Source organism: Streptomyces sp. NBC_01450 (assembly GCF_036227505.1).
Taxonomy (GTDB): Bacteria; Actinomycetota; Actinomycetes; order Streptomycetales; family Streptomycetaceae; genus Streptomyces.
In genome coordinates this window covers 533,196-558,428 of the sequence record NZ_CP109481.1, presented here as the reverse complement: position 1 = coordinate 558,428, position 25,233 = coordinate 533,196, and the positions used below count along the sequence as shown (strand labels likewise).

Genomic DNA, 25,233 nt, shown 5'->3' with positions numbered 1-25,233 from the left:
GTTCACTTCTGAGCCTGGGTGCATCCTTTGGCCGACGTTGGCGCGAGCCCGGTCGGGGCAGGTGGTGCTGCTCTCATCGTGCGAAGGCCAGGAGATCCGCCGCTGGGACATGTTCACCGGCCGCATGCTGTGGTGTTCGGCTGATGCATGGTCTGCCCATGCGCTCGCGGTCGCCTCACCGCCGGGCGGCAACCCGGTGGTCGCCGTGGCCACGGAGGACGGCGTTGTGCGGCTCGACGCGCTGACCGGCGCGGAGCTGGACGGGTACGAGATGGCCGCCGATGACACCATCTGGGACGTGGCCACCGGGATCCTGCCGGACGGCCGCGCGTTCATCGCCGGGGCCGGCCATTGCGGCTTTCGGGTGTACCGATGGGACGCGGCGACAGGTGAGCCCCTGGGCCCGCCGCTGGTCGGCCACACCACCTGCGTCAAGGCCATCACAGCCATCACACTGCCCGACGGCACTGCGCTGATCGCCTCGGAGGACGAGGCAGGCCGCATCCTCCGCTGGAACGCGGCATCCGGCCAACCGTACGGAAACCCCATCCACGGGCCCGGTGACTACAACATGCAGTTGGTCTCCCTCGCCCTGAACGACGGGCATCCGGGCCGCGTTCGCGGAGCCCATGGTCATGGCGGAGGCAACCGCGGGGGACCTGGTCACGCCGGAGCCGTCCGAGGCGGTGGCCGTGCCGTTCGTCCCGCCGGACGGCACGCTTGACGTCATGGGCCGGCCTCGGCGCCTGGTGGCCCGCACAGCGGAGAGATACGCGGCGGTCCAGGCGCTGCTGGCCGACGGGCGGTCCCTGGCGACGATCGGCCGGACACTGCGGCTGGACCACCCCACCGTCCGCGGCTTCGCCCGAGCCAGCAGCCTGGAGGAACTCCTGGTCAAAGCCACCGGACGGCTATCCGTGCTGGACGAGCACAAGCCCTGCCTTCACACCCGCTGGCTGGAAGGCTGTCACGACATTCCCCAGTTCCACCGAGAACGACGCGGGCACGGATTCACCGGGAGCGTCCAGTGCCTCCGCCGCTACTTCCGCGCCTTCAGACCTCCCCGCCAACCAGGCCGGAAACAGCAGCTGGTCTCCTGGCCACAGCCCAGGCCGACCCCGAAGCCCCGCCGCGTCGTCCGCTGGATCATGACGAACCTCCAACACCTCGCCGACGGCCGACGCCGCGGAACTGAAAGAGATCCGCACGGCCCGCCCCCACCTCGACGCCACCGCACGGCACGTCCACGACTTCGCCGAGATGCTCCACCACCTCCGCGGAGACCAACTCCCGGACTGGATGGACCGCGTCCTGGCCGACGACCTCCCAGCCCTGCACTCCATGGTCAGCGGCCTGAGAAGAGACTTCGACGCTGTCACCGCCGGACTCTCCACAACATGGAGCTCCGGCCAGGTCGCGGGCCACGTCACACGCGTCAAACTCCCAAAACGCATGGCCTACGGACGAGCCGACCTCGACCTCCTACGCCAACTCGTACTCCTCGCACCATGACCGTGCGACATCGCAAGATCCCCGTCAGAGCTGAATGATGCGAACGTCCACAACACCTCTCAGATGTGGGAAGTGAGGCCGGTGACAGGGTCGTGGGAGAGCAGCGTCGGCATCCCGGGGTCATACCGGACGACCTCGCCGGTCAGCAGGGCCCGTCGTTGACTGGCCGTCGCGACCTCGACCAGGAACCGCAGCCACCCCCGCCCCGTCGAGGACGTCCTCGGGCCAGACGGAGAACTCGATCTCCTCCTCGTCGCAGGGCACGGCGAAGAACCACACGGTGCCGAAGCGGGCCCGGAAGGAGAAACTCGTTCCCTGGTCCTGCGGGTCGTCTGCCCAGACGCGGAAGAGGTCGGTGAAGGCGGGATGCACGGGATCGAGCTGGGGGTAGGGGTGCTCCACCTCGGTCTCGTCGGCTACAGCACGCAGGCGTTCGAGGACCGCGATCCACTCGACGCGGGTCGTGTCGAGGACCCGAATGTCCCTCAGGCTGCCGTCGAGATGGAAGACATCGCACATCCACGGCTCGGGCAGACACCGCGCGCGGGTACCGTGCTCGCCGGCGTGGACGTCCTCGTGCGTCAACTCGACCCGCCCCCTCGCGTTCGTCTCTCCCATGGCACCAAGGTAAGAGGTCGCCAAGGTATGGAAGGACCGGGCCGGCCGGTTCAGGGGTGAGTGATCCCATGTTCAGGGGTCCTGCGACATCACAAGATCCCCGGCAGGGCCCGTAATTCCCCACCTGCTGCGCCAGCTTCCCCGGCCAAGTGTTCGATCTGGATGAGTTCGCAAGCGTTCACCGTCCCGCGGGCACGGCCTCCACGTCGCTGCGCAGGGCTCGCTCCTCTGTGTCGGCCAGCCAGAAGAAGAGCGGCGGCAGGCTGAGCTCGATCACCGTCAGCGCGATCTGGAACCACTGCGGCCAGCCGTGCACGGCGAGCGAGAGCAGCCGGCCCACGCCGCCCAGCAGGAAGACGCCGGCCAGCCACCGCACCGCCCGAGCCGGGATCGGGCGTTGCCGCGCGGCCCAGAGCCAGGCCAGCCCGTAGCCGACGAAACTGGCCCCCATGAACCGGCCCCAGCTGTCGACCGTCGTGCCGGCGGAACCGGCGCCGGGGATCGCCGCGTTACCGAGTGCCACATGGAACAGGCCGATCATCACGCAGGCCCAGCCCATCAGTTGTGTGAGTGTGCGCAGAACCCTGGCCATAGTCCCTCCAAGCCGCCTTGGCAGAGCTTAGTTGACATACGTCTACTACGATGGGTGCGCTAGTAGACCCATGTCAACTAAACTTCGTTCGTGCCTCCCCGCCAGCGACTCACCCCCGCCGACCGCCGCGCCCAACTCCTCACCGTCGGCGCACGGCTCTTCGCCGCGCACCCCTACGCCGACGTGCTGATGGAAGAGGTCGCCGAAGAGGCCGGTGTCTCCAGGGCTTTGCTCTACCGTCACTTCCCCAGCAAGCACGCCCTCTTCGCGGCCGTCTACCAGCAGGCGGCGGACCAACTGCTCGTCGAGACGCGGCTCGATCCCGCCGACTCCCTGGTGGAGCAGCTGAACCAGGGTATGGACGTCCATCTCGACTACTTCGTGGCGAACCGCAACGCCGTCCTTGCCGCGAACCGGGTCCTCGCGGGCGACCCGGTGATCCAGACGATCATGACGAACGAGCTGGACGCACTCCGTGCGCGGCTGCTGGCCGTACTCCCCCTCGCGGACGAGAGCGCACGCGAGGCCGTGTCCGGCGTCCTGAAGAGCTGGCTGGTCTTCGTCCAGGTCCTCTGCGTCGACTGGCTCACCCACGAGACGTGTACCCGCATCCAGTTGCGCGACGTCTGCATCGGCGCGGTTCTCGGCGCCCTCCGACCGCTGCTCGCTCACGACCCCGCCCCCGACTGGCCGCCGCAAGGACCCGGTGCGGGTGCCTAGGGCTGCCCTACCACAACGCGCAGGGAGCCCGATGCACTCTCAGCAGGTCGAGCCCGAACGTTCGGATGGGGAACCTGACGCTGCCGGTGGGGAATTACGTGACGTTCCACACTCAGGGAAGAACGCAGATATGACCGCCATCTTCGTATCGGCCGTGGGCGTGCTGGGAACCGTCATGGGGGCTGCCCTCACCGCCTTCATCGCAGCTCGTACGGAACGGCGCAGAGAAAGATCACAGGACCGGGTGCAGCTGAATGACCTGCGGGTCGAGCATCAGCGATGGCGCCGTGAACGCCGACAAGCTGCCTATCTCTCATTTCTCGAAGCGCTGGGCAACGCTGACCGGGACAACCAAGCCTTCTTCCGTGAGTTGCGTGCCGGGCAGGCTCCGGTCCCGCTCGACGAGACGCGGAGCGCCGCGATCAGGCTGAAGTTCAAGGATGCCGAGAGCGCGGGACTGGTGGTGGTGCTGGAGGGCCCCGAGGGCGTCGCGGAAGCAGCCCACAACCTCGTCGATCAGTTGTCCTCCCTCGTCCAAGACGTTCGGGAGTACGCGCAAGCAGTTGCGGCGGACAGCCACCCCAACGGGGGCGACAACGTGCACGAGGCCGGCATGAGATTCGTAGCCGAGCGGAAGGCGTTTCTCGGCTTGGCCAGGGATGCGCTTGATGAGGTGACCAAGCACATCCAGATCCTCCCCGAAACTCAGCTTCGAGATTGAGCGGGCTGACGCAGAAGTAAAGACGACTCGGTTCGGTGAGAACACGACTCGATTGCGCGAGACAGGAGAGTCGACGGGCACAGCGCCCACGGCGCAGACAGCCGGCGGGGCGGCGAACACGGACTCCAGCGCGGTCTGCGCCGTTGGTACGGCCACCCAGTCGTGTCCGTCCCGGACAGGCGCAACAGATCGAACGCGACGGAGTGGGCCGGCCACTCCTTTGCCGCCCGGGCCGCTCCGGCGCCGCGCCGGGCAAGCCGGTTCCGCAACCGCTCGAACGCGAGGCGGCCCGCGGCGTCCCATACGACCAGCTCGCCGTCCAGCGCGGTCGCGTCCGGCAGCTGCGCGGCCCCGGTCACAACCTCCGGAAAGGCCGGCGCCATGTCGGTGCCGCGCCTGGAGCGCAGCACCACCTGGCCCGCGTCGACGGAGACCCCTGCCCTAAACCCGTCCCATTTCGGCTCACCCGCCCATCCCGGCAGCAGCGCAGGGTCGGACACAGGGGCGGCGAGCATCGGTTGCGGCAGTGTCCACGTCACAGCCCATGTCTTCCACCCGGCCCGCCCGTCGGCGAACCGAGTGCGCGTACGCACCCGACTACCGGCCCGACCATGGCAGGTCAGCGCACTACAACACCTCGCCGGGGGCTGTGTGCTGAGCTCCTGGCGTACGTCCAGGCAGCGCGGCCGGACACCGGGCTGCCCGGATCCCGTGTCGTACGGTCTGATGTCGCGGCCGCCCACCGTCCGCAACGGATCTCACCGAACCCGGCGGTGCCGCCGGTAGGGCCGAAGGATCTGAACCAGTACCGGGAATCAGGCCGCGACGAGCTCCTGCTCGCGGTCCGGTGTCCTGGCCTTGGGCTTCTTGTTCGGCAGCGAGAGCCGGACGACCTTGTGCCACGCGGAGAACACCTGCTTGGGCAGCGGCCCGGTGACGTACTCCAGCTCGTACTTGTCGAACAGCGCGCGCACCTTCACCGCGACCTCGGCGTACCGGTTGCTCGGCAGGTCCGGGAACAGGTGGTGCTCGATCTGGTGGGAGAGGTTGCCGGTCATGAAGTGCATGGCCCTGCTGCCGCTGATGTTCGCCGAGCCCATCATCTGGCGCAGGTACCACTGGCCGCGCGTCTCGCCCTTGATCGACCGGCGCTCGAAGACCTGCACGCCCTCGGGGAAGTGCCCGCACATGATCACCGAGTGGGACCAGATGTTGCGGACCAGGTTCGCGGTGAACGTGGCGGCGAGCGTGGTGAGGAACGACGGGCCCGACAGCAGCGGGTGGATCACGTAGTCCTTGAGCACCTGCTTGCGGATCTTGCGGCCCACGGCCTTGGCCCGCGCGCGGAACTCCGGGTTCTTGCGGCGGCGCTTGTGCAGGTTCTTGCCGAGCTCCAGGTCGTACGCCGCGATGCCGTACTCGAAGAAGCAGGCGTTGAGGAAGTTCCACAGCGGCTGGCCGAGGTGGAACGGGTGCCACTTCTGGTCCTCGTCGACGCGCATGATGCCGTAGCCGAGGTCGTTGTCCTTGCCGATCACGTTGGTGTACGTGTGGTGCAGCTCGTTGTGCGAGTGCTTCCACTGATCGGCCGGTGAGACGTGATCCCACTCCCAGGTGGTGGAGTGGATCTTCGGGTCCCGCATCCAGTCCCACTGGCCGTGCAGGATGTTGTGGCCGATCTCCATGTTGTCCATGATCTTCGCCACGGACAGACCAGCGGTGCCGATCAGCCACGCGGGCGGGAAGAACGAGAACAGCAGCACGCCCCTGCTGACCAGCTCGAGCCTGCGCTGCGCCGAGATGACCTTACGGATGTAGGCGGCGTCCTTCTCGCCGCGGCCGGCGATCACCTCGTCGCGGATCGCGTCCAGCTCGCGGCCGAGCTCCTCGATCTGCTCCGCGGTCAGGTGGGCGGTGGGGTCGATGGCGGTCAAGGTGCTCCTACCGTTCGATGTCGCAGGGGCCCGCCGCGGCGGACACGCAGGTCTGGATGAGGACGCCCGGCTCGGCCTCGGTGATCTCGCCGGTGCGCAGGTCGCGGACGGCGCCCGCCTTGAGCGGCGTGATGCAGCCGAAGCAGATGCCCATGCGGCACCCGGAGGGCATGAGCACGCCGGCCTCCTCGCCGATGTCCAGCAACGGCGTGGCGCCGTCCGCGTCGACGGTCTTGCCGGTGGCGCTGAACGTGACTTCGCCGCCGTCGCCGGCGACGACGATGCTGGGGCGGAAGCGTTCGGTGTGCAGGCGCTCTTGTACGCCGTGCTCCATCCAGTGCTCTTCGGCGGCGTCGAGCAGGCCCGCGGGCCCGCAAGCCCAGGTCTCGCGCTCGGCCCAGTCGGGCACGAGTTCGTCGAGACGGGCGATGTCGAGCATGCCGTCCGTGTCGGTGTGCACCTCGGTGAGCCGCAGCTTCTTGTCCGCGACCAGGTCGTGCAGTTCGTTGCGGAAGATCACGTCTTGCGGCTGTGGCGCGCAGTGGACCATGACGACGTCGTCGAACTCGATGTCGCGCAGCATGCCCATCACGGGCGTGATGCCGCTGCCGGCCGTCAGGTAGAGCACCTTGGCGGGCTTGGCCTGCGGCAGCACGAAGTCACCGGTCGGCTGGTCGAGCTGGATCAGCGTGCCCGGTTTCGCCCTGCGGACCAGATGGTTGCTGACCTTGCCGTCCGGGATCGCCTTCACGGTGATCGTGACGCGGCCGTCCTGGCGGCTTGTCGGCGAGGTGAGGGAGTAGGCACGCCACAGGCGCACCCCGTCGACGTCGACCCCGATCCGCACGTACTGACCAGCCGTGTGGCCGCGCCAGCCTCGTCCCGGCCTGATCACGACAGTCGCGGCGTCACCCGTCTCGGGGTGCACGGCCTCGATGCGCCCACGCAGGTCAGCGCCCGCACGCAGCGGGCTGACCAGGTCGAGGTAGTCCGACGGCAACAGCGGCGTCGTGACCATCTCCAGCAGTTTCCACGCCCTGCTGCGGAGGGCTGCACTCGTCATGACCCCAGCTTGCTGCGCCTCAGGGCGTAAAGTCCTGACCGCAGGACGTAAATCTGGTCGACTGAATTGTTCGCAGGGAACAAAAACGTGAGCCATGCAATCCAAAGGGCCAGCGAACTGGCCCTGGATGAGACGACGGTCACCGCACTTCGGGCCGCGCTGAAGACCACCGCCGACGAGGTCGTCCAGGCGATCATCGACGAGGTCCCTCCCTACGCCAACGCCCTTTCGGGCCGCATGGGCGCCACCATCCGCCGAGCCGTCCGCACCGCCCTGGGGCACTACCTGGACCTCGCGAGCGGGAACGCCACAGGCGGCGACGCCGGTGACGCAGCCTACGAGCTGGGCCGCGGCGAGGTGCGCGACGGCCGTTCGATGGACGCCCTGCTCAGCGCCTACCGCGTCGGCGCCCGCGTGGCCTGGCGATGCCTGGCAGCGGGTGCCGTACCCGCAGGTCTGCCCGCCGCCGAGGTCGCCAAGTTCGCCGAGCTGACCTTCGCCTACATCGACGAGCTCTCCGCCGCGAGCGCCGCGGGCCACGCCGACGAACTGGCCGCCCGGGGCAGGGACCACGAGCGCCACCTGGAACACCTGGCCCGCGACCTCCTCGCCGGCGCGAGCCCGGACGTGCTGCTGGCCTCTGTTCAACGGGCCGGGTGGCAGCCTCCGGTTTCACTGACCGCGGTCCTGCTGCCCGCCGCCCAGGCCCGGCCTGCCTACCGCGCGCTCGACCCGAGCACCCTCGTCCTCGACGATCTGCCGGACGCCACCGGTGTGCTGCTCGTCCCCGATGCCGACCGATCACATCTCTTGCGGCAGCTGACCGACCGCACCGCCGTGGTCGGCCCGGCCCGGCCATGGACTCGTGCGTCCGCCTCGTACGCACGAGCCGTACGCGCGCGCTCCCTCTCCTCTGACATCCGCGACACCGAGGACCACCTGCCCGAGCTGGTGCTGAGCGCCGACGTGGACGCGTTCGCAGACCTGCGTGCCCGAGCCCTCGCACCCTTGCGGACCTTGCCTGTCACGACCGCACAGCGGCTGGAGGAGACATTGCGGGAGTGGCTGCTGCACCAGGGCAGGCGGGACGAGGTGGCGGCGGCGTTGTTCGTCCATCCCCAGACGGTCCGGTACCGGATGTCGCAGCTGCGGGAGCTGTTTCCGGATCTCGCATCGCCACACCGGGTCCTTGAACTGACGCTGGCGGTCGGTCTTCGGGTCAGCTGACGCGTACTTCGACCGTCCACGACCGCGTCGGCGAGCGGTCCAGGAATCGTGCCTCGTTCTCGGTGCCATCAGCTGGCTCATGCGGCCCGGGGAAGAAGGCTATTAGCCAGCTGAGACCGGGGGTGATGTGAAGACCGGACAAGGCCTCGGGAAGCCCGTCGGGGGCGCTGTCTCTGAGAAGCGCGGTGGCGGATACGGCTCGCCTGGATCCGGTGGACGATGCGCACCGGCCCGCTCGTCGACGCGCTCATCGAGCATCTGGTCGATGATCTGGGCCGCTATGCCCTGGAAAACGGCTTTCGTGTCGTCGTGGAGGGCGCTGTCCTGGCACGAGCTGACCCACGGGCGCGCGGCGGGCTGCAGCTGGGTGACCGGCGGGGCGGCCAGGCCGGGTCACCAGGGGCGGGGGGCCGGGCCGCTCGCGCCGGGGACCACCGTGGTTCTGCGACGGCCCCGTGCCTCCCTTCCGGCAGGTCAACCGGACGACCGACCGGGCCGGCGTGACACACCGCGCGGGGGATGATGGGGATGGAATGACGGAATGTGAGGTCTGGAGCTTCCATGGCGAAGCGGGTTCACCGACCCCGTGAGGACGCGGAGTTCGATTTCACCCTGGGGATGAGCGGAGTCCCGGTCCTCGCATACTTCACCGGGACGTGGCCCAAGGCAATCGAGCCCTGCCGGGTGACGGTCGGCGCGGCCAAGGGCCAACCACTTCGAGCACGTGCCGTAATGGTGGAGTCGGGTATTGGAACTCCCGGAATACCCCCGCGCTCAGAGGGGATCGAGGAGCATCAGGACCTCGTCCCGGGTGTCGCCGGGCGCGAGGCGGAGAGCCCCTGGCCAGCGACCGACTTCACGCCATCCGAGTCGGCTGTAGAAGTCCTCCAGCCCCTCTCCTCCCCGGGCAGCGAGATGGAGCTGTTCGAGCCCCAGTTCGCCGCGGGCTATCTTTCGCAGCTCATGCATGAGGGCGGAGCCGACGCCGCGTCCGCGGAATTCGGGGTGGCTCTGAAGGTGGTTGACCGTGCCCCAGTGCCCGACGAGCCGGTAGGGATCGCGGTTGAGGACAACCCATCCGGCAAGAACGTCGTCGAATCTGGCGGTGATGAGTCGGCTGTGTTGCGGGTGGAGACGTCCGAGGAGCTTGTCCGTGACTGGCGCGACGTCGTTGTCTTGGACGGGTGGGAAGGGGAATCCTGCGGCGCCGCCCGAGTTGGTGACCGCGATCCAGCAGTCGATCAGCTGGCGTCGGAGCTCGGGAGTGACCTCGTGGGCGTCGGTGATCTGGGCGAGGTCGGGCATGCTTTCGGGCGTTGTCATGAGAAGCAGCATGTCAGCGGGGTCTGACATCGGGACGGGTCAGGCTTTCGAGTTTCGGCGGCTGACCTCGGCTGCGTAGGCGCCCCAGTCTCCGGCGGCGGCTCGCTGCCATTTCACGGCGCCGGTGATGTCGATGCCGAGGGTGCGGGCGAGGACCGCGCCGGGTAGCTCGGTGGCGAGCTGGAACAGTGCGGTCGAGCGGGCTTCCGCGAGTCGGATGCCGAGTTTGCGGAGTCGTTCGCCCATGGCCCAGGCGCTGATCGGGCGGCCGGGCTGGACGCCGGGGAAGAGCCAGGTCGAGTCTGTCCGGCCGAGGACTGCATGACTGCGGCGAATCTCGGCCTGCCGGAGGGCCAGTTCAGCGACGAGTGCGGGAAGTTCGACCGGGACGGCGCCGAGGCGGATGCGGACAGTTCCGTCCGTCTCCTCGATGTGGTCGACGGTGAGCCGGGAGATCGCCGCTGGCCGCTGGCATAGAGGAGCAACAGCAGGCCGGCGAGCCGGTCTTCGGGCCTGAGGGTTTCGTCGTGCAGCAGGCGGCGGGCGGTGGCCCAGCGGGCCTCGTCGTCCATCGGCTGTGAGGGGCCGTTCCATCGCTCGGCCGGGAAGCTGAGTTCACGGGTGATCTTCTGGGTCAGAGCCCAGCGCACAAAGTGGCCTGCCTCTCGGCGGAGGCGGACGTCGTCGCTGGTCATCCAGCGTTCGAGGTCGGCCTGTCGGCAGGTTGCAAGGGCCAGGTTCTATTCCTCGAGCCAGTTGAGGAGATAGATGGCCGCCCGCAGATGTTGGCGCGCGGTCGCGAGCTGGTAGTGCGTGATCTCCTTGCCCCGGCTGCGGCGGCGGAGCCGTCGCAGGATGTGCCAAGTCGCGTATCGGTGCAGGATTTTGCGGCCTTCGGCCGTCGTATGTGAGGTGACGAGGTCTTTCACGTGCCGTTCGAGCCGGACCATCTGCTCGTCTCGCTTGGGCAGGACTTCGGTGGCGACGAGGACGCTCGATCTGCGGCCACACCGGACCCTGCACACTCTCGAAGCTCACCGGTCTACCCCGCTGCGGCGGCTGCAGGCAGCGCCAGGCTCACTGCACCATCTGCGGACGACTCTGAGTGGGCGGCGGCCGGAGCCGAGATTGGACAGGACGGTGGAGACGATTGCGGCATCCACTCCTGCCCCGCCGACGCCCCCGTCTGCGGCCCATGCAACACACCCGGCCTGGAGGACTCGACGTCGACGAGGACGGTGCCGTAAGTCCGGCCCTTGCGGAACGCGAACTCGTCGATTCCGAGGATCCGTGGGGCCTGGGCCGGCACGGGCTGAGCGGCCAACTGCCTCAGGAGGTTCGTCCGCCGACCATGGATCCGCAGTTTCGTGCATAGGCGTTGACCCGGGCGGCCCCCGAGCTCCACGGCGACCGCTCTTATCGCCGACCGGGCCGCCGGTGAGGTACGAAGGCGCGGCTCGGTCAGGCCCGTCACCTGTTCCACGTAGGTCCGGCGTCGGCACTGGCTTTGATCACAGAAGAACCGACGCACGCGGAGTCGGACGATCATCCGGTGACCGCCGACGGGCAGCCCGGCTATGTGACGCCAGTAGCGGCTGTGAACGCGTGCGGCAGGATGCTGACACTGAGGTCATGGTCCTGGGGGTCCGCAGCCCGCCGCGTCGATCATCAAGCAGTCGTCCGCGAGCACGGCCTGGCGCACCGTGAGGTTCAGGCCCGAGAAGAGGAAGTCTTCGAGTGATTCCAACTTCATGTCGACGTCATCCCCTGGCGGAACGATCCTGCAGTCCAGCCCTTCGAGGGCCAGCCGCCAGGGGGCGACGTCCAGGGCACGAGTGATCGTCTGAACCGTCGTTCGCCACTGTTGGGCATCACTGCTCTCGACCCAGCCTGCGGCCAGCTCCGAACCGTCCTGCAGAACACAACGAAGTGCCCGCTCGGCCACGGGCCGGAGCGAGAGCGGCAGGACAGGCAACGGCTCAGAAGGACCGTCATCAGGATCGATCACTACCTGGCTGCCCGGAATCTGGGCCGCGACAAGAGCAGCAGCGGCAACGGCTTCGGCCCCGTCCCCACCATCCACGCGCGAACCTGAGTCCACCACTCGCTGGAAAGCCCTCGCCATCGCTTCAATTACCTGCTCAGGCGACTTCCCTGCAAGGCCGTCGACGAAGTCTGCGGCCATGTCGCTGTCGAATGGACCGGTCCCCCACGTTCCCATGCACTACTCCCACCATCTGGACTTGGTGGCGCCAGCATCTCAGCACGCTCTGACACCGCGGAGCAGGGCATCCGGCGATGCCCACCGTCTGGCAGTGTCCCCCGGATGGCGTGGGTCTCACGGAAGAGCGAACCCCTCAGCTGGCCAGTGAGTGCTTCAGTTGGCCAGGAGCTCAGCGTTGAGCCGCGTGGGTATGCTTCGGCCTTTGTCGAAACCGGCATCGGCTACCGAATCGATCACTCCTCCGCACAACTGAAGCTGGGGGAGTGATATTGCACTCTGGCCGTGAGGAGCATATGGCTGGATGATCTGGCCCATGGTGCCAGGCGGCACGGTCCGGCGGTCAGTCTGGGTGGTCGGGGCCCAACCGACCGGTCAGCAGCAACACCAGGTTCCCGACGGCGCTCACGTTGCCGGCCGCGATGGCGCGCCGGAACAAGCCCTCGGCTGCATCCGGGTCGCCCCGGTCGAAGCAGAGTAGAGCAAGGTTGTTCATGGCCTTGGGATCGCCGGCATCGACGGCCGTGCGGTAGAACTCCGCCGCCTCTTCGTGACGCCCGGCCTCGTCGAGCAGCATGGCGAGGTTGCACAGCGAGTCGGGGACGTCGGCGGCGATCGCATCGCGGTAGAGGCGCTCCGCTTCCTCTTTGGCACCTCGCTCGTCCAGCATGACGGCCAGGTTGTTGAGGGCATTGGGCTGGCCGGCGTCGATCGCACGGCGGTAGAGCGCCTCCGCCTCTGCCAGGCGGCCCTGTCTTTCGCGGACGCGGCCGAAGTTGTAGATGGCGTTGATGTTGCCCGCCGCGATCGCGCGTTTGTACCACTGTGCGGCACCGGACCAGTCCTCGCGGCCGGCAAGGAGCAGGCCGAGGCTGTTCCTGTCCGAGGAGTTGCCGGCGGCTGCTCCCTCCCGATGCAGCTTCTCCGCCTCGGGCTGCCGTCCTTGTTCGGAGAGGAGCAAGGCGAGGTTGTAGCGCGCTTCGGCGAGGCTGTGCCGGAGGGCCATACGGTAGAGCCTCTCGGCTTCCTGTGGGTCACGCTCGGCGACCATGAGCGCCAAGTTGTTGGCGGCCTCTGGGTTGCCCAGGTCAACGGCCCGGCGGAACTGGGCCTGTGCTTCCTCGTGTGCACCGCGTTCGGAAAGCAGCAACCCCAGCTTGTTCATCGACAGGTCTGCCCCCGCATCGGCGGCGCGCCTGAAGAGCGCCTCCGCCTCCTCTGGGTCGTCCCGTTCCCACAGCAGCTCGGCCAGGTTGTGCATCGCCGGCGTGAGACCCGCCTCGACCGCCTGGCGATAGTGGGCCTCGGCCGCGTCGAGGTCGCCGTCCTCGGCTTCCATCACACCGAGGTCGTTGGCCGCCTTGGCGTCACCTGCCTCGATGGCGCGGAGGTAGAGGCGGACGGCCTCCGCACGGTCTCCACGGACCCTGACCACGCGGGCGAGAAGGACCATGAGGCTCAGGTCGCCGGAGGCGACAGCGCGCCGCAGGCGCCGCTCCAGCCGATGCAGGCGCAGACGCGTCCAAAACGGCGTCCATACAGTGACCTTGGGCAACGCGTCGGCGGATAACCACGTCGGGCTTCGAGAGCTGCTCATGAGTCGACGGGACCATTGGCCGATCGGAAGGTCAAGCCACCTGAGTGTTCTGGACCTTCGCCGCGACATTCACGGGCGTCCTTGCCTGGCGGAAGGCAACCAGGCTGTACGGGTGGCTGGTGGCGTCCAGACCAAGACGGGCACACCCATGATCACCGGCATTTCCGGTTACTGATCTCTCCGGGGTGTTGTCGGCTGTTGGCTGAGTGTGAGGCCGGTGCCGGTGAGGCAGCCGTCGATGAGGTCGGGCCGTAGCTGGATATGGCGCAGGCCCCGGCGGAGAGTGCGTTCGAGGTGTTCGTCGTCGGTGAAGGCGACGTTGGCCAGCGGGCCGCGTCGTAACAGTGACCAGATACCTTCCACCGGATTCAGATCTGGTGCATAGGAAGGCAGTTGCACGATGGTGAGCCAGTCGTGTTCGGCGGCGTACTCGCGCATCCCGGCGGCCCGGTGGGTGTTGAGATTATCCCAGATCATGACGATGGGGGTGCCGAGCTGGATGTGGGCGCGGACGACCAGGTCGCGGTAGTCGCTCCAGGCGAAGCTGTTGCGTCCCTTCCCCCGGTGCTTGCGGTGGCGGCACGGCCGGTAGATCAGCCTGGGCGATTCGCCCGGCTTGTAACAGCACATCGCGGCGATCGACCAGCGGCGCCAGGACCGGCCCCGCACCCGCACCACAGGCGTGTGTCCACGCCGGTCCCAGGTGCGGGCGATGGGTGGCGTCATCGAGAACCTGAAGTTTCCCCGTGGTCTCGGACACGTGATCGTTATGCCGCGAGGGCGTGTTGATGCCGCTGTCTGGTCTCGGTCGGGGTGAGGTAGCCGAAAGTCCGGTGCTTCCGCAGGCGGCGGCGGTTGTAGAAGGTCTCGACGAAGGAGAAGACCTCGGCTCGGGCGGTGGCCCGGTCGGGCCGGATACGGGTGCCGATCTCCTCCTTGAGCAGGGCCCAGAAGCTCTCCGCGGCAGCGTTGTCGAAGCATGATCCGGTGCGTCCGCAGCTCTGCCGCAGTCCCAACTTCCCTATTCGGTCCCGGAACTGGGCTGACGTGTATTCACTGCCGCGATCGCTGTGGATCACGCAGCCGGGCTCCAGTCCGCCCCGGCCGTGGGCCATGTCGAGGGCGTCGACGACGAGTTCGGCGCGGTGGTGGTCGGCCATGGCGTAGCCGACGACCTCGCGGGTGGCCAGGTCCAGCCGGCAGGCGAGGTAGAGCCGGCCTTCGGCGGTGGGCAGGCAGGTGATGTCGCCGACCAGCCTGGTCCCGGGCCGCTCGGCGTGGAAGTCGCGGCCGATCAGGTCCGGGGCCGGCTTCGCTTTCGCGTCCGGCCGGGTCAGCGAACGCCTCTTGCGCCGGGTGACACCGCGGATGTCGCGCTCACGCATCACACGGGCGACGCGCTTGCGGTTCACCCGCCGGCCCAGGCGGCGCGGTTCGGCGTGGATGCGCGGGACACCGTAGGTGTGACGGGAGGCGATGTGCACCACGGTGATCTCGTGCGCGAGCGCGTCGGCGGCGGCGGGCCGCCTCGCCCTCGCGCCAGGCGTAGTAGGAGGAGCGGGCGACTTTCAGCACCCGGCACAGCAGGACGATCGGATACGTCACCTTCTCCGCATGGATCAACCGGTACAGCTCGCTCACCGGTCGCCCCCGACGACCACGAGTCCCTCAACGGCTACGCCTACGCCAACAACACCCCCGTCACCCTCGCCGACCCCACCGGCCTCCGCCCCGACGGCATGTGTGGCGGTGCCTCGAGCTCCTGCAACGGTGGTACCGAGACCTGGACCAAGAGCAGGGACGGCTGGGACTGGAGCTACACCAAGACCTACACGAGCAAGGGCACAGTGGGGGGTACAGCGGGAACTTTCACCGCGGTAGTCACCCAGACCCAGAACAGCACAACAACCAAGGTCACCTTCAAACAGGGCCCAGAACCGCTCCCTCTGAAGACGACCGGCAACGACTCCCCGAAGACGCCGAACGACAACGCCCCCTTCAACTCGAAGGAGGCCACGCCAAGCCAGTACAACTACTTCATGAACCACCTCCTGCTCGAGTACGAGGCTGCGATCGCGGCGGCCGGGGCTGCCGGGATGGATCTGACGGTAAAGCTCTGGAGGCACTACCGCGACGCCAGCGGAACCAACTACGACGTCAACTTCAATTACCTTAAGGGCGACCCCGGACTGCGCAAGGTCGTGCAGGGACAGCTCGACGACTGGCAGGCCCAGGCCCTGACGAGTTGCCGGTCGGGAGGGGCCTGCGAGTTCAAGGCCGATTCCAAGTGGCTCGGTGTGAATCTCGAGACCAAGGACAACCACTTCGGCATCGGGCATGCGCAAGTCCGCGTCACCGGAACCGCCATGTCGGACGGGAAGTCGGTCGGCATGACGTTCAACGTCCAGGTGTACAAGGACTGGAACTTCGACAAGGACAAGACAGCTCTCGCCGTCAACCTGAGTAGATACGCGGCCATGCACGAGTATGGATACGCGCAGGAGTTCACGATGACCTCGAGCAGTCCGACGTACGCCTACAACAACATGTACGCGAACAGCTGGGGGTGACCGGAGAGACCGAGTGACCGCCGGGCCGACGTGCGGATGCCGCACGTCGGCCCGGCGGTCCGGTTTCCGGTCGCCCGATAGCATCCCGGTAGACACGGGACACAAGTGAAGGTGAGTGTGAAATATTTTTGGCTCCTGATCCGGCTCGGTTGCATCACCGTGTCGGCGGTCGCACCATTGGCGGTTCTCTACTACTTCCTTTTTGGCGTGTTCGAGGCGCAGTCCGGAGCGAGCGCGCAGAGCGGGCTCCGGTGGGCGAGTGCACTCCAGGTCGCCGTTCCCGCAGCGGCCGTCGAGTTGGGCATCACTATGGTCGTGCTGCTCTTCGCCAAGGCGATGAGCACCAATCCGGCCTCACGGTCCGCTCACGTCGTTGCGGTCGCAATGGCTGCCCTGTGTGCCAGTGTCCCCACCTCGTTCTTTCTGGGCCTGGTGGCCTGGCCTGTGGTCCTGTTGAGCTGCGTTGTGCCTGCCGGTCTGGCCGCCCCCGCCCTCATGCGGTCTGCAGCCGCGACCACACCGCCCGCCTGAGTGGGCGTTTGATGTTGATTCACCTTGGGTTCTTCGACCCGCTTTGCCGTATTCATCGCCAATGTGCGTAGCTTGAAATGCCTGGAGGATTCGCTTCGGCGGGAATCTTCCGCCCCATTACCAAACCAGCCCGTCGGATCACCTGCGGTGACGCCCGTTCCGTGCTGAAAATTGGTGTGGTTGCTGCCTGCTGAGGCCGTTTCGTCTGTGATCTTCGAGGTCGTAAACCAGCCGGGCACGGGGAGCCAGCCAACGGGCGCCTTCAATGTGGCTTCGAGCACGCCTCATGGCGCACCAACCAGCTGCCGTCGCCGGGGGAGAACTGTTGTTCACCCCCGGTGCCGTCGTCATTCCTCTCGTTGGCGTACGGCATGTCATCCGGACGCCGTTCGAGCCGGGTACGCCGCCGGGCACCGCCGCCCGCGGGGTCAGGGCAGGCGTACGACCTCGCCGGTGGCGGCACTGGTGCGCGCGGCGTCCAGGACGGTCGCTGTGGTCACGGCGTCCCAGGGGTCCACGGGCAGCGGGCGGGTGCCACGGAGGGCGGCGGCGAAGGCCGGGTAGAAGAGGTCCCACGCGCCGCGGGCGGACGGTGCGGGCTCGGCGTGGTCGCCGCGCAGCACCTGGCCCCAGCGCCGCTCGGGCTCGATGCCCCAGCGCTCACCCTCCGAGGCCGGGGTGGCACCTGCGATGAGCTGGTTTTCCTGGCCGTCCACGCCGTCGACCACGTACGTCCCGGTGGTCCCGGTAGCGCGGAAGCGCGGGCCGGGTGCGCCCTGCCGCCAACTGCCGGACAGGTGTGACTGGGCGCCGCTCCGGTGGGTCAGCGCGACGAAGACGTCATCATCGAGCCCGTCGCCGCCGTCGCGGCTCCGCATCTCCGCGTACACCCGTTTGACCGGCCCGGACAGCACGAGAGCCTGGTCGACCAGGTGGCTGCCGAAGTCGAGCAGGGTGCCGCCGCCCGCGGCCGGCGGGCCGGGCTCGGGCTGGAACCGCTCAAAACGCGACTCGAAGCGGGTCAGGGTGCCGAGCGCGCCCTCGGCCACGAGTCGACGCAGGGTCAAGAAGTCAGAGTCCCAGCGCCGGTTCTGATAGACTGTCAGCGAAACCTTCAACCGCTCCGCCAGCTCCGTCGTCTCCCGCGCCGAAGCGGCGTCGAGCGCGAACGGCTTGTCACAGACCACCGCCAGGCCCAGTCTCAGCGCTTCCTGGGCCAGTGGGATGTGTGTGGCCGCCGGGGTGGAGATCGCGACCGCCTCGGCTCCGGCCCGGGCCAGTTCCTCCAACGAGTCGTACGTCGGCCGGCTGAGCTCGTCGGCGACCCGCTTGCGGCGCTCGGGGGAGGTGGTGACCACCCCGAGGAACTCGCAGTCCGGGGTGGAGGCGAGCAACGGCGCGTGGAAGTACCTGCCGCCGAAGCCGTAGCCGGCCAGTCCGATCCGTATGGGCGCGTCCGTCATGTGTGGTCCTTGCCGTCGTTCTCGTGAAGCCGGTCTCGGTAAAGCTTCAGCAGACCTCGAAGTCCGCGCTGGTGTTGTTGTAACCGCAGGAGTCGACCTTAACGCCGTCGGCCTCGCGCAGGGGGACGCCGGATGCGGTCCGGCCTCGGCTTCGGCGGCGGCTGCCTGCCGAAGGACGTCCACGGCTTCATGGCCCGCACCGGTGAACTCGGCGTGAACCAGGCCCTGACCACACTCCGCGAGGTCGACGCGATCAACAGCCGCCGCAACAACCGCGACTCACCCGCCCTCGCCGTCGCCCAGAGAGTCCACGAACTCGGCGCCACGGTCACCGTCACCGGTCCCAAGGCCCGGGAGAACGCCCGCAAACTGCACCCCGAACTCGACTACGTCGACGATCCGATCGCCGCCGTCCAGAACGCCGGTCTGCTGCTGCACCTGACCGAGGGGGCGCAGTTCGGCCGTATCGACCCTGCGTGGTCTTGTCAACTTGGCGGGGTTCGAAGTGTGTTGGGGCTTGGCGGGGCGAAGGGAGCCGTCGGCCGGTGCTGTGGTCAGGGTGCCGCGGGTACGCCTGTGATCTTGTTCCAGATCGTGAAGCGGAGGGTCGTCTTGGCGCGGTGGTCGGGGGCGGTCAGAAGGGGGCGGCGAGGCCGGAAGTGTGGCGAGACGGCGCTGAACACCGAGAGGAATTCTGGGCGCCGGTGGGTGAGCGGAAGCCCTTCATGGCGCCCTTCGAGCGGCGGTCAGGAATGTCCCAGGACCGGATGTGGAGTGTAGGGAGCCTCCAGCCGGGCGATGTCGTCGTCACTCAACGTCACTTCGAGGGCCGCGGCGGCATCGTCGATGTGGTGAGGTTTGGTGGCGCCGACAATGGGCGCGTCCACGGCGGGCCGGCGTAGCAGCCACGCCAGTGCGATCCGAGCCGGTGGCAGGCCGTGTTCGGCGGCGACGGCACGCAAGGTGTCGATGACGGTGAAGTCGGCGTCGGCGTGGGTGTCGAACCGGGCGTCGGCCAGGGCGTCGCTGGCTGCCCGCAGGGTGCGGCGTTCGCTGTCGCGGTCTCGGTTGCCGGCGAGTAGTCCGCGTGCCAGCGGACTGTAGGGGATGACGCCGACGCCCTGGTCGAGGCATTGCGGGATCATTTCGCGCTCCTCCTCGCGGTAGAGGAGGTTGTAGTGGCTCTGCATCGAGACGAACGTGGTCCAGCCGGCGGCCTCGGCGGTGTACTGCGCCTTGGCGAACTGCCAGGCGTACATGCTCGATGCGCCGATGTGGCGGGCCTTGCCGACGCGCACGATGTCGTGCAGGGCGGACATGGTTTCCTCGATCGGCGTGGCGGGATCGAAGCGGTGGATCTGGTACAGGTCGACATGGTCGGTGCCGAGCCTGGCCAGCGAGGCGTCGACGGCGGCCATGAGGTGCTTGCGGGACAGCCCCTGGTCGTTGAGGCCGGGACCGGTCGGGTAGTAGACCTTGGTGGCCAGGACGTAGTCCTCGCGGCGGGCGAACAGCTTGCGCAGCAGTCGTCCGGTGAGTTCCTCGCTGGTGCCATTCGCGTAGATGTCGGCGGTGTCGAAGAAGGTCACCCCGGCCTCGACCGCGCGCCGCACGATCGGTTCGGCCATATCCTCGTCGAGCTGCCATCGGCGTGACGGTGAGTCTCCGTAGCTCATCATGCCCAGGCAGATCCGGGACACCGACAGTCCTGAGGATCCCAACGGGACGTACTTCACCTGTGCTCCTTCGAGTAGTCGCGGTGGAGGGCGCCTCCCGCCGTCACCAACGCGATGCCGACGAGGTCCCCAATCATGGGCAGCTGCGTGAGCACGAGCGTGCCCGTCGCGGTGGCGATGGCCGGCAGCAGGCTCAACATCAGCGCGAACGTCGCACGGGGCAGGCGCGCCATGGCAAGTTGATCGGTCACATACGGGATGACTGACCGATGAACAGATTCCGACTCCGATGCCGGCCAACAGCCACGCCGGGTGGGTGAAGGCCACGGCCGCGGGGCCCATGCCGAGCGGGCCGGCCACGACGGCGGCTATGAGCATGGCAGCCGCGAGCCGGTCGATCCCCGTGCGGTGCTGCTGTCCCTGGCGGCTGGAACTTCCAGCCTACTGAACGCCGGGGCCCCTACCTCGGGGCGTGGCCAGGATCTCGCGGCCGCGGTCCGGGGTGATCAGCTGGGCCAGGACCGGGTCGGCGAACAGAGATATCGGGGCAATATGGTCCTCGCACACCGGGTGCCACAGACGCAGCGCTGCACGGAGTTCGGGCCAGGCTTCGTCACACAGGCCCGCACGGGCCGTGCGGACCTTGGCGGGGTCGGACAGCGGGTCGGGTTCGGGCCGCGGGCCGCGGGCCGCGTACAGGGTGACGACGATCGGATCCGTCCGGATCGGCGGCTCGTCGGGAGCCTGGAAGGCCGGCATCCCGGCGAGGCGGTCGGTGACGGTGTGCACGGCCGCGTCGAACTCGGGTCCGCCGAAGGTGAGCCGGAAGCCCGGCTCGGCCGTCCGGGCCTCGTAGTCGGCGACGAGCGCCCGCACAGGTGCGGGCGCGTACTCCTTGAGCCGCAGCAGGGACCGCAGGTCGTGGGGGTGCGCGAGCTGGTCCTGCCGGACCAGGAGCGGCAGGAGTTCCGCGGCGAAGAGCGGGCTGAGCAGGAGGTCGTCGTTCCCCGGGCAGTACCACATCAGGCTCGCGATGTGACGGCGCCAATCGCCGAGCATCGCCTTCATCTGCATACTCAGTACGTCGGCCCGCTCCCGCCCGTACTCGTGTGCCTGGGCGAACATCGCCAGCGGTCCGTCGACCGCCCCGGCCAGCGCCTCGCAGCGGGCACGCTCGACCTCTGTGTCCCAGTGGTCCCGGGTGGCGCCCGGCGGCTTGCGCAGGGCGTGGAAGGACACCCACTGGCGGCGCATGAGGTCGTGGAAGGAGCCGTACCGCTCCGGTCCCTCGCCGGACCAGGAGGCGAGCCAGTACGCCGCCCACTCGCCGTCTTCGTCCACGTCGTCAGGGTCGAGCAGCATGACCGCCGCATCACCTTCAAGGGACAGGCGCAGGGAGCGTGCGAGGACCTTCGCCTCCTGAACGCCGAACGCCTCCTCACCGTCCCCGTCCTCCTCGACGTCGTCCTCCGCGAGGTCTTCCCAGGCCTCGATCCAGGTGCGGTCGTCGGTGTCCCGCAGCCATTCCAGCTCCGCGGCGCCCGCCAGCCGGTAGATGAAGTTGCCCGCGTCCCGCCACCCGTTGGTGACCAGCAGGAACTCCCTCAGCGAAGGCGGCAGCCGGCGCCCCAGCCGGGCCTCGGCCGCAGCGACCTCGACCTCACTCGCCGGCGCGAACCCGAGCCAGGCGTCACGCACGACCTCCTGCGCGAGCGGCGCGTCCTTGTCCGGGTCGTGCCCCGCGACCCACTCCGCGCTCCACTGCTCCAGAAACGGCCGCCACGTCGTACGCTCACCCATCGTCCCCTCCGCCTCTCGCCCTCCGTCGTCCGACTTCACCTCACCACAGGGGTACGACAACGGGTTGCGGCCCGACTCGGCTACGCCCGCCTGCCGCGGGAAGAGATCAAGACCCGTGACCGCGCCCCGGCCCCGGCCTTCGAGAGAGCCAGAGGTCCCGGTTGCCCGCGATCAGCACGCGCCCGTCCGCGAGGGTGACCGCCGTTCTCGGGGGATCCTCGCTGCAGCCGAGGCCGCCGCGTTTCCAGTCCGTGGTCGTCCCGTTGCCGACCCAGACGGAACCGCACAGCACTGTGCGGGTGTTCGGCTTGGACTTGGGGCGGGGGGCCGAGCCGACCAGGACCGGGTGGCCCACGGAGTCGACGGTCGCGGCAGTGATCTCGCCGTTGCCCATGGCCGAAGTGTCCATCCGGGTCCAGTGGTTGCCGTGCTGGCTGGTGAGAACCAGCGGGAGGGAGTCGTAGAAGGCGCCGGCCCTGGCATAGCCACCCACGGCGAACCAGTGGCCCGAGGCGTACAGGACGCTGTGCACCTGTGAGCCCGGTGGCATCCCGGTGATTTCGCCGGACGTCCAGTGCGCGCCACCGTCCGCGCTGCGCCAGAACGGGATCGTGCCCGAGGAGCGGAAGTCGAAGGCGTTGGTCGCTGCCGCGCCGAAAGCGACGACCTCCTTGCCGTTGACGCCGAAGTCGCCCACGGGTGTGGACGGTTGCCGACCGTCGATCGTCGGCAGCGGCATGCGATGCACGGTCTTGCCCGCGTCGTCGGACGCGAACACGTACGGAGACTCCACCTGGTCGACGATCTGGCCGCCGCCGATCAGCAGGAGCGAGCCGACCTTGACCGCGGTGTTCACCGAGGCGTCGTCCGCGGTCTCCTGCTCGGGGCGGGTGTTGAACGTCAGTGGCAGCGTGGCGAGCCGGAACTGCTCGCCGTTCGGCGCCCGGCGGGTCAACGTCGCGCCGACACCGATCAGCGAACCGTCGTCCCACGGCACCACCACGTCGCCCGGCAGGCCGCCACCGGGCCAGCCGCTGCGCATGGAGTACGGTACGTCGGATTCGTCGTCGGCACCCGGCTTCGGGGTGATCGTGAGCTTTGTACAGCCGTCGGAACCAGTCCAGTTGACGTTCACATAGCGGTACCCGTTGGCGAACGTCCCCTCGCCCAGGGCGCAGTCACCCAGCGGCACCAGCTGGCGCAGACCCTCGCGGGGCGCCACGTACCCCTTATTGTGCGGACCGGTCACCGACGGGTAGTCCACTGCGCCCGCATACTCCTTGAACCCTAGCTCTGCCGCGCTCGTGCCCCCTGTGCCGGTGTCCCCTGTGCTGATCCTGCCGCAGCCGCCCAGTACCAGGGCGGCGCCGGCTGCCAGGCTCGCGACGACTGCGAGCCTCTCCCCGCGTGTTCTCATCCATCCACGCTACTGAACTCGAACGCGTGATGCCGGGCGCTGCCATGGCGGGTGCTGCATACGGCAGCCTCGGCTACGACGGATTCCACGACTGGCCCCTGCTCCAGGGCCGCTAAACGCTCGCCGTCCTGTTCGAATACGCCGCCACCCTCGGCCTCATCGGCATCGAGTACGTTCCGCCCGTCGGCGCCCGCGAGGACTACCGCGACAACTGGGGCGGCGACGACCTCAACCAACTCTCCCGCCATGACGGTCCGCTCGCCCTGTGCTTGAACCAACTCGGCGCGTACGCCACCGGCAGCGCCCCCGCCTACTTCCCCGCGCCGGCCCCCGTCGACACAGACTGCCGCGGCATCAAGGTCCTGCCGATGCCCTTCTCCTGGACGCCTTCGCTGACAAGACCTCCGACCGGGTGTGGACCCTGGGCACCGTCTCGCTCCTGAGCGCCCTGGACACCAAGGGGCCTTCACCCTTGATCGTGGACACCGGTTGTTATGCGGCGGTGGTCAGCGTAGTTGATCGCTGTTCGTAGTTGATCGGGCTCTGCTGACCGAGGGCTGAGTGCCGTCGCCAGGTGTTGTAGCGGGTGACCCAGCGGAAGACCGCAAGGCGGGCGGCGCGAGCTCCGGGCCAGCGTTTCGCGCCCTTGAGAGTCTCCCTTTTCATGCTGGCGTTGAACGACTCCGCGGCGGCGTTGTCCGCGCTGGTGCCGACGGCCCCGCGTGATCGGATCACGCCGAGGTCCTTGCAGACCTGGGCGAACTCCTTGGAGGCGTACTGGGCTCCGTTGTCGCTGTGGAAGATCGCTCCGCGCAGGTTCCCTCCCCGCGCGCCGGCGGCGGCCTTGAGGGCGTCGGTGACCAGTTCGGTCCGCATGTGGTCGGCGATCGACCAGCCCACCAGACGCTTGGAGTGCAGGTCCAACACCGTTGCCAGATAAAGAAATTGGCCGTCGCCGACCGGGAGGTAGGTTATGTCGCCGACGTACTTCTTGTTCGGCCCAGAGGCGGTGAAGTCCCGCTGGATCAGGTCCGGCACCGGGATGGCGTCGGCTGCGGGGACCGTGGTGCGGACCTTCTTGCGCAGGTGCAGCCCGACGATGCCGAACTTCCGCATGACGCGTTCCACCCGCTTGTGATTGATCCGCAGCCCGGCGCCCTGGAGCTCGGCGGTGACGCGCGGAGCCCCGTAGGTGCCGTCGGACTCGGTGTGGATCGACGTGATCCGCCCGGCAAGTTCGGCGTCCGCACGCGCCCGCCCGGCCCGCGCATCCAAGCCGGCCAGGTGCCGGTAAAACCCGGAACGGGAGAGCCCCAGGATCCGGCACAGCCGCTTCACGCCGAAGGCGTCATGGTGGTCGGCAACGAACTGGAAACGGCTCACCAGCTGGTCTCGCCCGCAAAATACTTCGCGGCCCTCCGCAGGATCTCGCGTTCCAGCTCGAGCTCCTTCACCTGGGCCCGCAGCCGCTTGTTCTCCTTCTCCAACTCGCTGGCCTCCACCGCGCCGGGCACGGCGGCCTGCTCGGCATCCCGCACCCAGGTGCGGAGCGTCTCGTGGTTCACCCCAAGATCCTTGGCCACCGACGCGTACGTCCGGCCCGGGCTGGAGCGGTACAACGCGACGGCATCGGCCCGGAACTCAGGCGAGTACTTCGACGTCCCCAACGGGAACTCCTGTCCTTCGGATCTTCACGATCCAATGATCAGGGTGTCCACGGTCAAGGGGTAACGCCCAAGCGCACCCTGAAGGAACTCCGCCGTTATCCTGCCAGGCGTCCTTGAAGCCGCTGCCGCGAACCGTCGCCACCCTGCTGGCCGACACCGAACGCCGCCTCGGCACGGTCCGCGACGCCGGCCCGGTCCAGAGGAGCACGGGGCAATCGACGGTACGGCCCTCACCCGCAAGTATCTGATGGCCTTACCGCCCACGGTGGACCTACAGACGGCGAACAAGGTCCTCTCGATAGGGAGGACCACTGGCTACGGCCTGGCGAAGCGGGGCGAGTATCCGTGCAAGGTACTGAAGCTCGGAAACGCCTACCGGGTGGTGACTGCCGACCTCCAACGTCTGGTGGCGCTCGAGGACACAGCAAAGGAGCCAGTGCCCACGACGCCGCCGCAGGACCGCAGGAATGCTGACGCGCATGAAGAAGTGACACGACGTTGCTGCTGTCACTGCCGGTGCTGCTCCCCGCAGGACTCGTAAGGGAGCACATGGTCTCGGTGACTTGTAGGTTTACAACAGC

25 protein-coding genes and 6 pseudogenes are annotated in these 25,233 nt (G+C 68.2%); 11 read left to right on the top strand and 20 right to left on the bottom strand.

Annotated features, from left to right (window positions below; genetic code table 11):
- The first annotated feature begins 64 nt into the window (after positions 1–64).
- Positions 65–724: a WD40 repeat domain-containing protein gene (locus tag OG568_RS50845; RefSeq protein ID WP_329536920.1), complete on the top strand. Its 660-nt coding sequence runs from the start codon at positions 65–67 to the stop codon at positions 722–724.
- A 467-nt stretch (positions 725–1,191) separates the two neighbouring features.
- Positions 1,192–1,512, top strand: coding sequence for a transposase (locus OG568_RS50840; RefSeq protein WP_443077970.1), 321 nt, complete (start codon positions 1,192–1,194; stop codon positions 1,510–1,512).
- A 120-nt stretch (positions 1,513–1,632) separates the two neighbouring features.
- Here the strand turns inward: OG568_RS50840 and OG568_RS50835 are convergent, their stop codons facing one another.
- Both OG568_RS50835 and OG568_RS50830 read right to left on the bottom strand, forming a co-directional pair.
- Positions 1,633–2,130, bottom strand: coding sequence for a hypothetical protein (locus tag OG568_RS50835; protein ID WP_329536919.1), 498 nt, complete (start codon positions 2,128–2,130; stop codon positions 1,633–1,635).
- A 178-nt stretch (positions 2,131–2,308) separates the two neighbouring features.
- Positions 2,309–2,722 (bottom strand): DUF4345 domain-containing protein, encoded by a 414-nt coding sequence (locus OG568_RS50830; protein WP_329536918.1) that lies wholly within the window; start codon positions 2,720–2,722, stop codon positions 2,309–2,311.
- Positions 2,723–2,812: 90 nt separating this feature from the next.
- Between OG568_RS50830 and OG568_RS50825 the strand changes: the two genes are divergently transcribed.
- The gene (locus tag OG568_RS50825; protein WP_329536917.1) at positions 2,813–3,442 is read left to right on the top strand and encodes a TetR/AcrR family transcriptional regulator; all 630 of its coding nucleotides are present in this window, start codon (positions 2,813–2,815) and stop codon (positions 3,440–3,442) included.
- 130 nt (positions 3,443–3,572) lie between these two features.
- Positions 3,573–4,163, top strand: a complete 591-nt coding sequence (locus OG568_RS50820; RefSeq protein WP_329536916.1) for a hypothetical protein — start codon at positions 3,573–3,575, stop codon at positions 4,161–4,163.
- On the opposite strand, the gene OG568_RS50815 is transcribed toward OG568_RS50820, so the two are convergent.
- From OG568_RS50815 to OG568_RS50805, 3 genes are all read right to left on the bottom strand, one after another.
- Positions 4,148–4,678 carry an ATP-dependent DNA ligase gene (locus OG568_RS50815; RefSeq protein ID WP_329538250.1) on the bottom strand — a complete coding sequence of 177 codons (531 nt, stop codon included), beginning with the start codon at positions 4,676–4,678 and terminating at the stop codon, positions 4,148–4,150. The two genes, OG568_RS50820 and OG568_RS50815, sit on opposite strands and share 16 nt — an antisense overlap.
- A 300-nt stretch (positions 4,679–4,978) precedes the next feature.
- Positions 4,979–6,097 (bottom strand): fatty acid desaturase family protein, encoded by a 1,119-nt coding sequence (locus tag OG568_RS50810; protein ID WP_329536915.1) that lies wholly within the window; start codon positions 6,095–6,097, stop codon positions 4,979–4,981.
- A gap of 7 nt (positions 6,098–6,104) precedes the next feature.
- On the bottom strand, positions 6,105–7,160 hold the full coding sequence (locus tag OG568_RS50805) for a ferredoxin reductase (RefSeq protein WP_329536914.1): 1,056 nt from the start codon (positions 7,158–7,160) through the stop codon (positions 6,105–6,107).
- Between the two features lie 87 nt (positions 7,161–7,247).
- Here OG568_RS50805 and OG568_RS50800 point away from each other — a divergent pair, with 87 nt between their 5' ends.
- Positions 7,248–8,387 (top strand): PucR family transcriptional regulator, encoded by a 1,140-nt coding sequence (locus OG568_RS50800; protein WP_329536913.1) that lies wholly within the window; start codon positions 7,248–7,250, stop codon positions 8,385–8,387.
- Positions 8,388–8,948: 561 nt separating this feature from the next.
- A pseudogene (locus OG568_RS50795) lies at positions 8,949–9,074 on the top strand (thioredoxin family protein); the annotation flags it as partial.
- A gap of 87 nt (positions 9,075–9,161) precedes the next feature.
- Here the strand turns inward: OG568_RS50795 and OG568_RS50790 are convergent.
- Together OG568_RS50790 and OG568_RS50785 are read right to left on the bottom strand one after the other, a co-directional pair.
- Positions 9,162–9,692, bottom strand: a complete 531-nt coding sequence (locus OG568_RS50790; protein ID WP_329538249.1) for a GNAT family N-acetyltransferase — start codon at positions 9,690–9,692, stop codon at positions 9,162–9,164.
- A gap of 57 nt (positions 9,693–9,749) precedes the next feature.
- Entirely contained in the window at positions 9,750–9,956 is a 207-nt protein-coding gene (locus OG568_RS50785) for a hypothetical protein (RefSeq protein WP_329536912.1), read from the bottom strand.
- 75 nt (positions 9,957–10,031) lie between these two features.
- On the opposite strand from OG568_RS50785, the gene OG568_RS50780 reads away from it, so the two are divergent.
- The gene (locus OG568_RS50780; protein ID WP_329536911.1) at positions 10,032–10,187 is read left to right on the top strand and encodes a hypothetical protein; all 156 of its coding nucleotides are present in this window, start codon (positions 10,032–10,034) and stop codon (positions 10,185–10,187) included.
- A 263-nt stretch (positions 10,188–10,450) separates the two neighbouring features.
- Here OG568_RS50780 and OG568_RS50775 read toward each other — a convergent pair whose 3' ends face one another.
- From OG568_RS50775 to OG568_RS50755, 6 genes and pseudogenes are all read right to left on the bottom strand, one after another.
- Entirely contained in the window at positions 10,451–10,735 is a 285-nt protein-coding gene (locus OG568_RS50775; RefSeq protein WP_329536910.1) for a hypothetical protein, read from the bottom strand.
- Between the two features lie 17 nt (positions 10,736–10,752).
- Positions 10,753–11,328, bottom strand: a pseudogene (locus OG568_RS61795) (transposase family protein); the annotation flags it as partial.
- A 12-nt stretch (positions 11,329–11,340) separates the two neighbouring features.
- On the bottom strand, positions 11,341–11,931 hold the full coding sequence (locus OG568_RS50770; protein ID WP_329536909.1) for a DUF4259 domain-containing protein: 591 nt from the start codon (positions 11,929–11,931) through the stop codon (positions 11,341–11,343).
- 343 nt (positions 11,932–12,274) lie between these two features.
- Positions 12,275–13,528 (bottom strand): tetratricopeptide repeat protein, encoded by a 1,254-nt coding sequence (locus tag OG568_RS50765; protein ID WP_329536908.1) that lies wholly within the window; start codon positions 13,526–13,528, stop codon positions 12,275–12,277.
- 168 nt (positions 13,529–13,696) lie between these two features.
- Positions 13,697–14,260, bottom strand: a pseudogene (locus OG568_RS50760) (transposase); the annotation flags it as partial.
- A gap of 35 nt (positions 14,261–14,295) precedes the next feature.
- A complete protein-coding gene (locus OG568_RS50755; protein ID WP_329536906.1) occupies positions 14,296–15,015 on the bottom strand; it encodes an IS3 family transposase in 720 nt (239 codons plus the stop codon).
- Between the two features lie 9 nt (positions 15,016–15,024).
- Here OG568_RS50755 and OG568_RS50750 point away from each other — a divergent pair, with 9 nt between their 5' ends.
- Complete coding sequence (locus OG568_RS50750) at positions 15,025–16,098, top strand: hypothetical protein (RefSeq protein ID WP_329536905.1); 1,074 nt, start codon at positions 15,025–15,027, stop codon at positions 16,096–16,098.
- Positions 16,099–16,209: 111 nt separating this feature from the next.
- Positions 16,210–16,629, top strand: coding sequence for a hypothetical protein (locus OG568_RS50745; RefSeq protein WP_329536904.1), 420 nt, complete (start codon positions 16,210–16,212; stop codon positions 16,627–16,629).
- A 428-nt stretch (positions 16,630–17,057) separates the two neighbouring features.
- Here OG568_RS50745 and OG568_RS50740 read toward each other — a convergent pair whose 3' ends face one another.
- The gene (locus OG568_RS50740) at positions 17,058–18,077 is read right to left on the bottom strand and encodes a Gfo/Idh/MocA family protein (RefSeq protein WP_443077969.1); all 1,020 of its coding nucleotides are present in this window, start codon (positions 18,075–18,077) and stop codon (positions 17,058–17,060) included.
- Positions 18,078–18,212: 135 nt separating this feature from the next.
- Between OG568_RS50740 and OG568_RS61790 the strand changes: the two are divergent.
- A pseudogene (locus OG568_RS61790) lies at positions 18,213–18,563 on the top strand (UDP binding domain-containing protein); the annotation flags it as partial.
- Between the two features lie 83 nt (positions 18,564–18,646).
- On the opposite strand, the pseudogene OG568_RS61785 reads toward OG568_RS61790, so the two are convergent.
- The 6 genes and pseudogenes from OG568_RS61785 to OG568_RS50705 form a co-directional block, all read right to left on the bottom strand.
- Positions 18,647–18,828, bottom strand: a pseudogene (locus tag OG568_RS61785) (IS6 family transposase); the annotation flags it as partial.
- 10 nt (positions 18,829–18,838) lie between these two features.
- Positions 18,839–19,828: an aldo/keto reductase gene (locus tag OG568_RS50725; RefSeq protein WP_329536902.1), complete on the bottom strand. Its 990-nt coding sequence runs from the start codon at positions 19,826–19,828 to the stop codon at positions 18,839–18,841.
- Complete coding sequence (locus OG568_RS50720; protein ID WP_329536901.1) at positions 19,825–20,019, bottom strand: hypothetical protein; 195 nt, start codon at positions 20,017–20,019, stop codon at positions 19,825–19,827. The genes OG568_RS50725 and OG568_RS50720 overlap by 4 nt, the downstream gene beginning before the upstream one ends.
- 190 nt (positions 20,020–20,209) lie before the next feature.
- Complete coding sequence (locus OG568_RS50715) at positions 20,210–21,568, bottom strand: SMI1/KNR4 family protein (protein ID WP_329536900.1); 1,359 nt, start codon at positions 21,566–21,568, stop codon at positions 20,210–20,212.
- A gap of 106 nt (positions 21,569–21,674) precedes the next feature.
- Positions 21,675–22,985, bottom strand: coding sequence for a hypothetical protein (locus OG568_RS50710; RefSeq protein ID WP_329536899.1), 1,311 nt, complete (start codon positions 22,983–22,985; stop codon positions 21,675–21,677).
- Between the two features lie 492 nt (positions 22,986–23,477).
- Positions 23,478–24,652, bottom strand: a protein-coding gene (locus OG568_RS50705) for an IS3 family transposase (protein WP_266421100.1) whose coding sequence is annotated in 2 segments (ribosomal slippage) — positions 23,478–24,385 and positions 24,385–24,652 — 1,176 coding nt in all. Because the reading frame shifts where the segments join, the coding sequence is not laid out codon by codon here.
- Positions 24,653–24,917: 265 nt separating this feature from the next.
- Here OG568_RS50705 and OG568_RS61780 point away from each other — a divergent pair.
- Positions 24,918–25,067, top strand: a pseudogene (locus tag OG568_RS61780) (integrase); the annotation flags it as partial.
- Positions 25,068–25,233 lie beyond the last annotated feature (166 nt).

What these genes read in the sequence shown, in the direction of transcription:
- OG568_RS50835 (WP_329536919.1), bottom strand. Translation starts at nt 2,130, where the DNA reads ATGGGAGAGACGAACGCGAGGGGGCGGGTCGAGTTGACGCACGAGGAC.
- OG568_RS50830 (WP_329536918.1), bottom strand. Translation starts at nt 2,722, where the DNA reads ATGGCCAGGGTTCTGCGCACACTCACACAACTGATGGGCTGGGCCTGC.
- OG568_RS50820 (WP_329536916.1), top strand. Translation starts at nt 3,573, where the DNA reads ATGACCGCCATCTTCGTATCGGCCGTGGGCGTGCTGGGAACCGTCATG.
- OG568_RS50815 (WP_329538250.1), bottom strand. Translation starts at nt 4,678, where the DNA reads ATGCTCGCCGCCCCTGTGTCCGACCCTGCGCTGCTGCCGGGATGGGCG.
- OG568_RS50805 (WP_329536914.1), bottom strand. Translation starts at nt 7,160, where the DNA reads ATGACGAGTGCAGCCCTCCGCAGCAGGGCGTGGAAACTGCTGGAGATG.
- OG568_RS50790 (WP_329538249.1), bottom strand. Translation starts at nt 9,692, where the DNA reads ATGCCCGACCTCGCCCAGATCACCGACGCCCACGAGGTCACTCCCGAG.
- OG568_RS50785 (WP_329536912.1), bottom strand. Translation starts at nt 9,956, where the DNA reads ATGGGCGAACGACTCCGCAAACTCGGCATCCGACTCGCGGAAGCCCGC.
- OG568_RS50780 (WP_329536911.1), top strand. Translation starts at nt 10,032, where the DNA reads ATGACTGCGGCGAATCTCGGCCTGCCGGAGGGCCAGTTCAGCGACGAG.
- OG568_RS50770 (WP_329536909.1), bottom strand. Translation starts at nt 11,931, where the DNA reads ATGGGAACGTGGGGGACCGGTCCATTCGACAGCGACATGGCCGCAGAC.
- OG568_RS50765 (WP_329536908.1), bottom strand. Translation starts at nt 13,528, where the DNA reads ATGAGCAGCTCTCGAAGCCCGACGTGGTTATCCGCCGACGCGTTGCCC.
- OG568_RS50715 (WP_329536900.1), bottom strand. Translation starts at nt 21,568, where the DNA reads ATGGGTGAGCGTACGACGTGGCGGCCGTTTCTGGAGCAGTGGAGCGCG.
- OG568_RS50710 (WP_329536899.1), bottom strand. Translation starts at nt 22,985, where the DNA reads ATGAGAACACGCGGGGAGAGGCTCGCAGTCGTCGCGAGCCTGGCAGCC.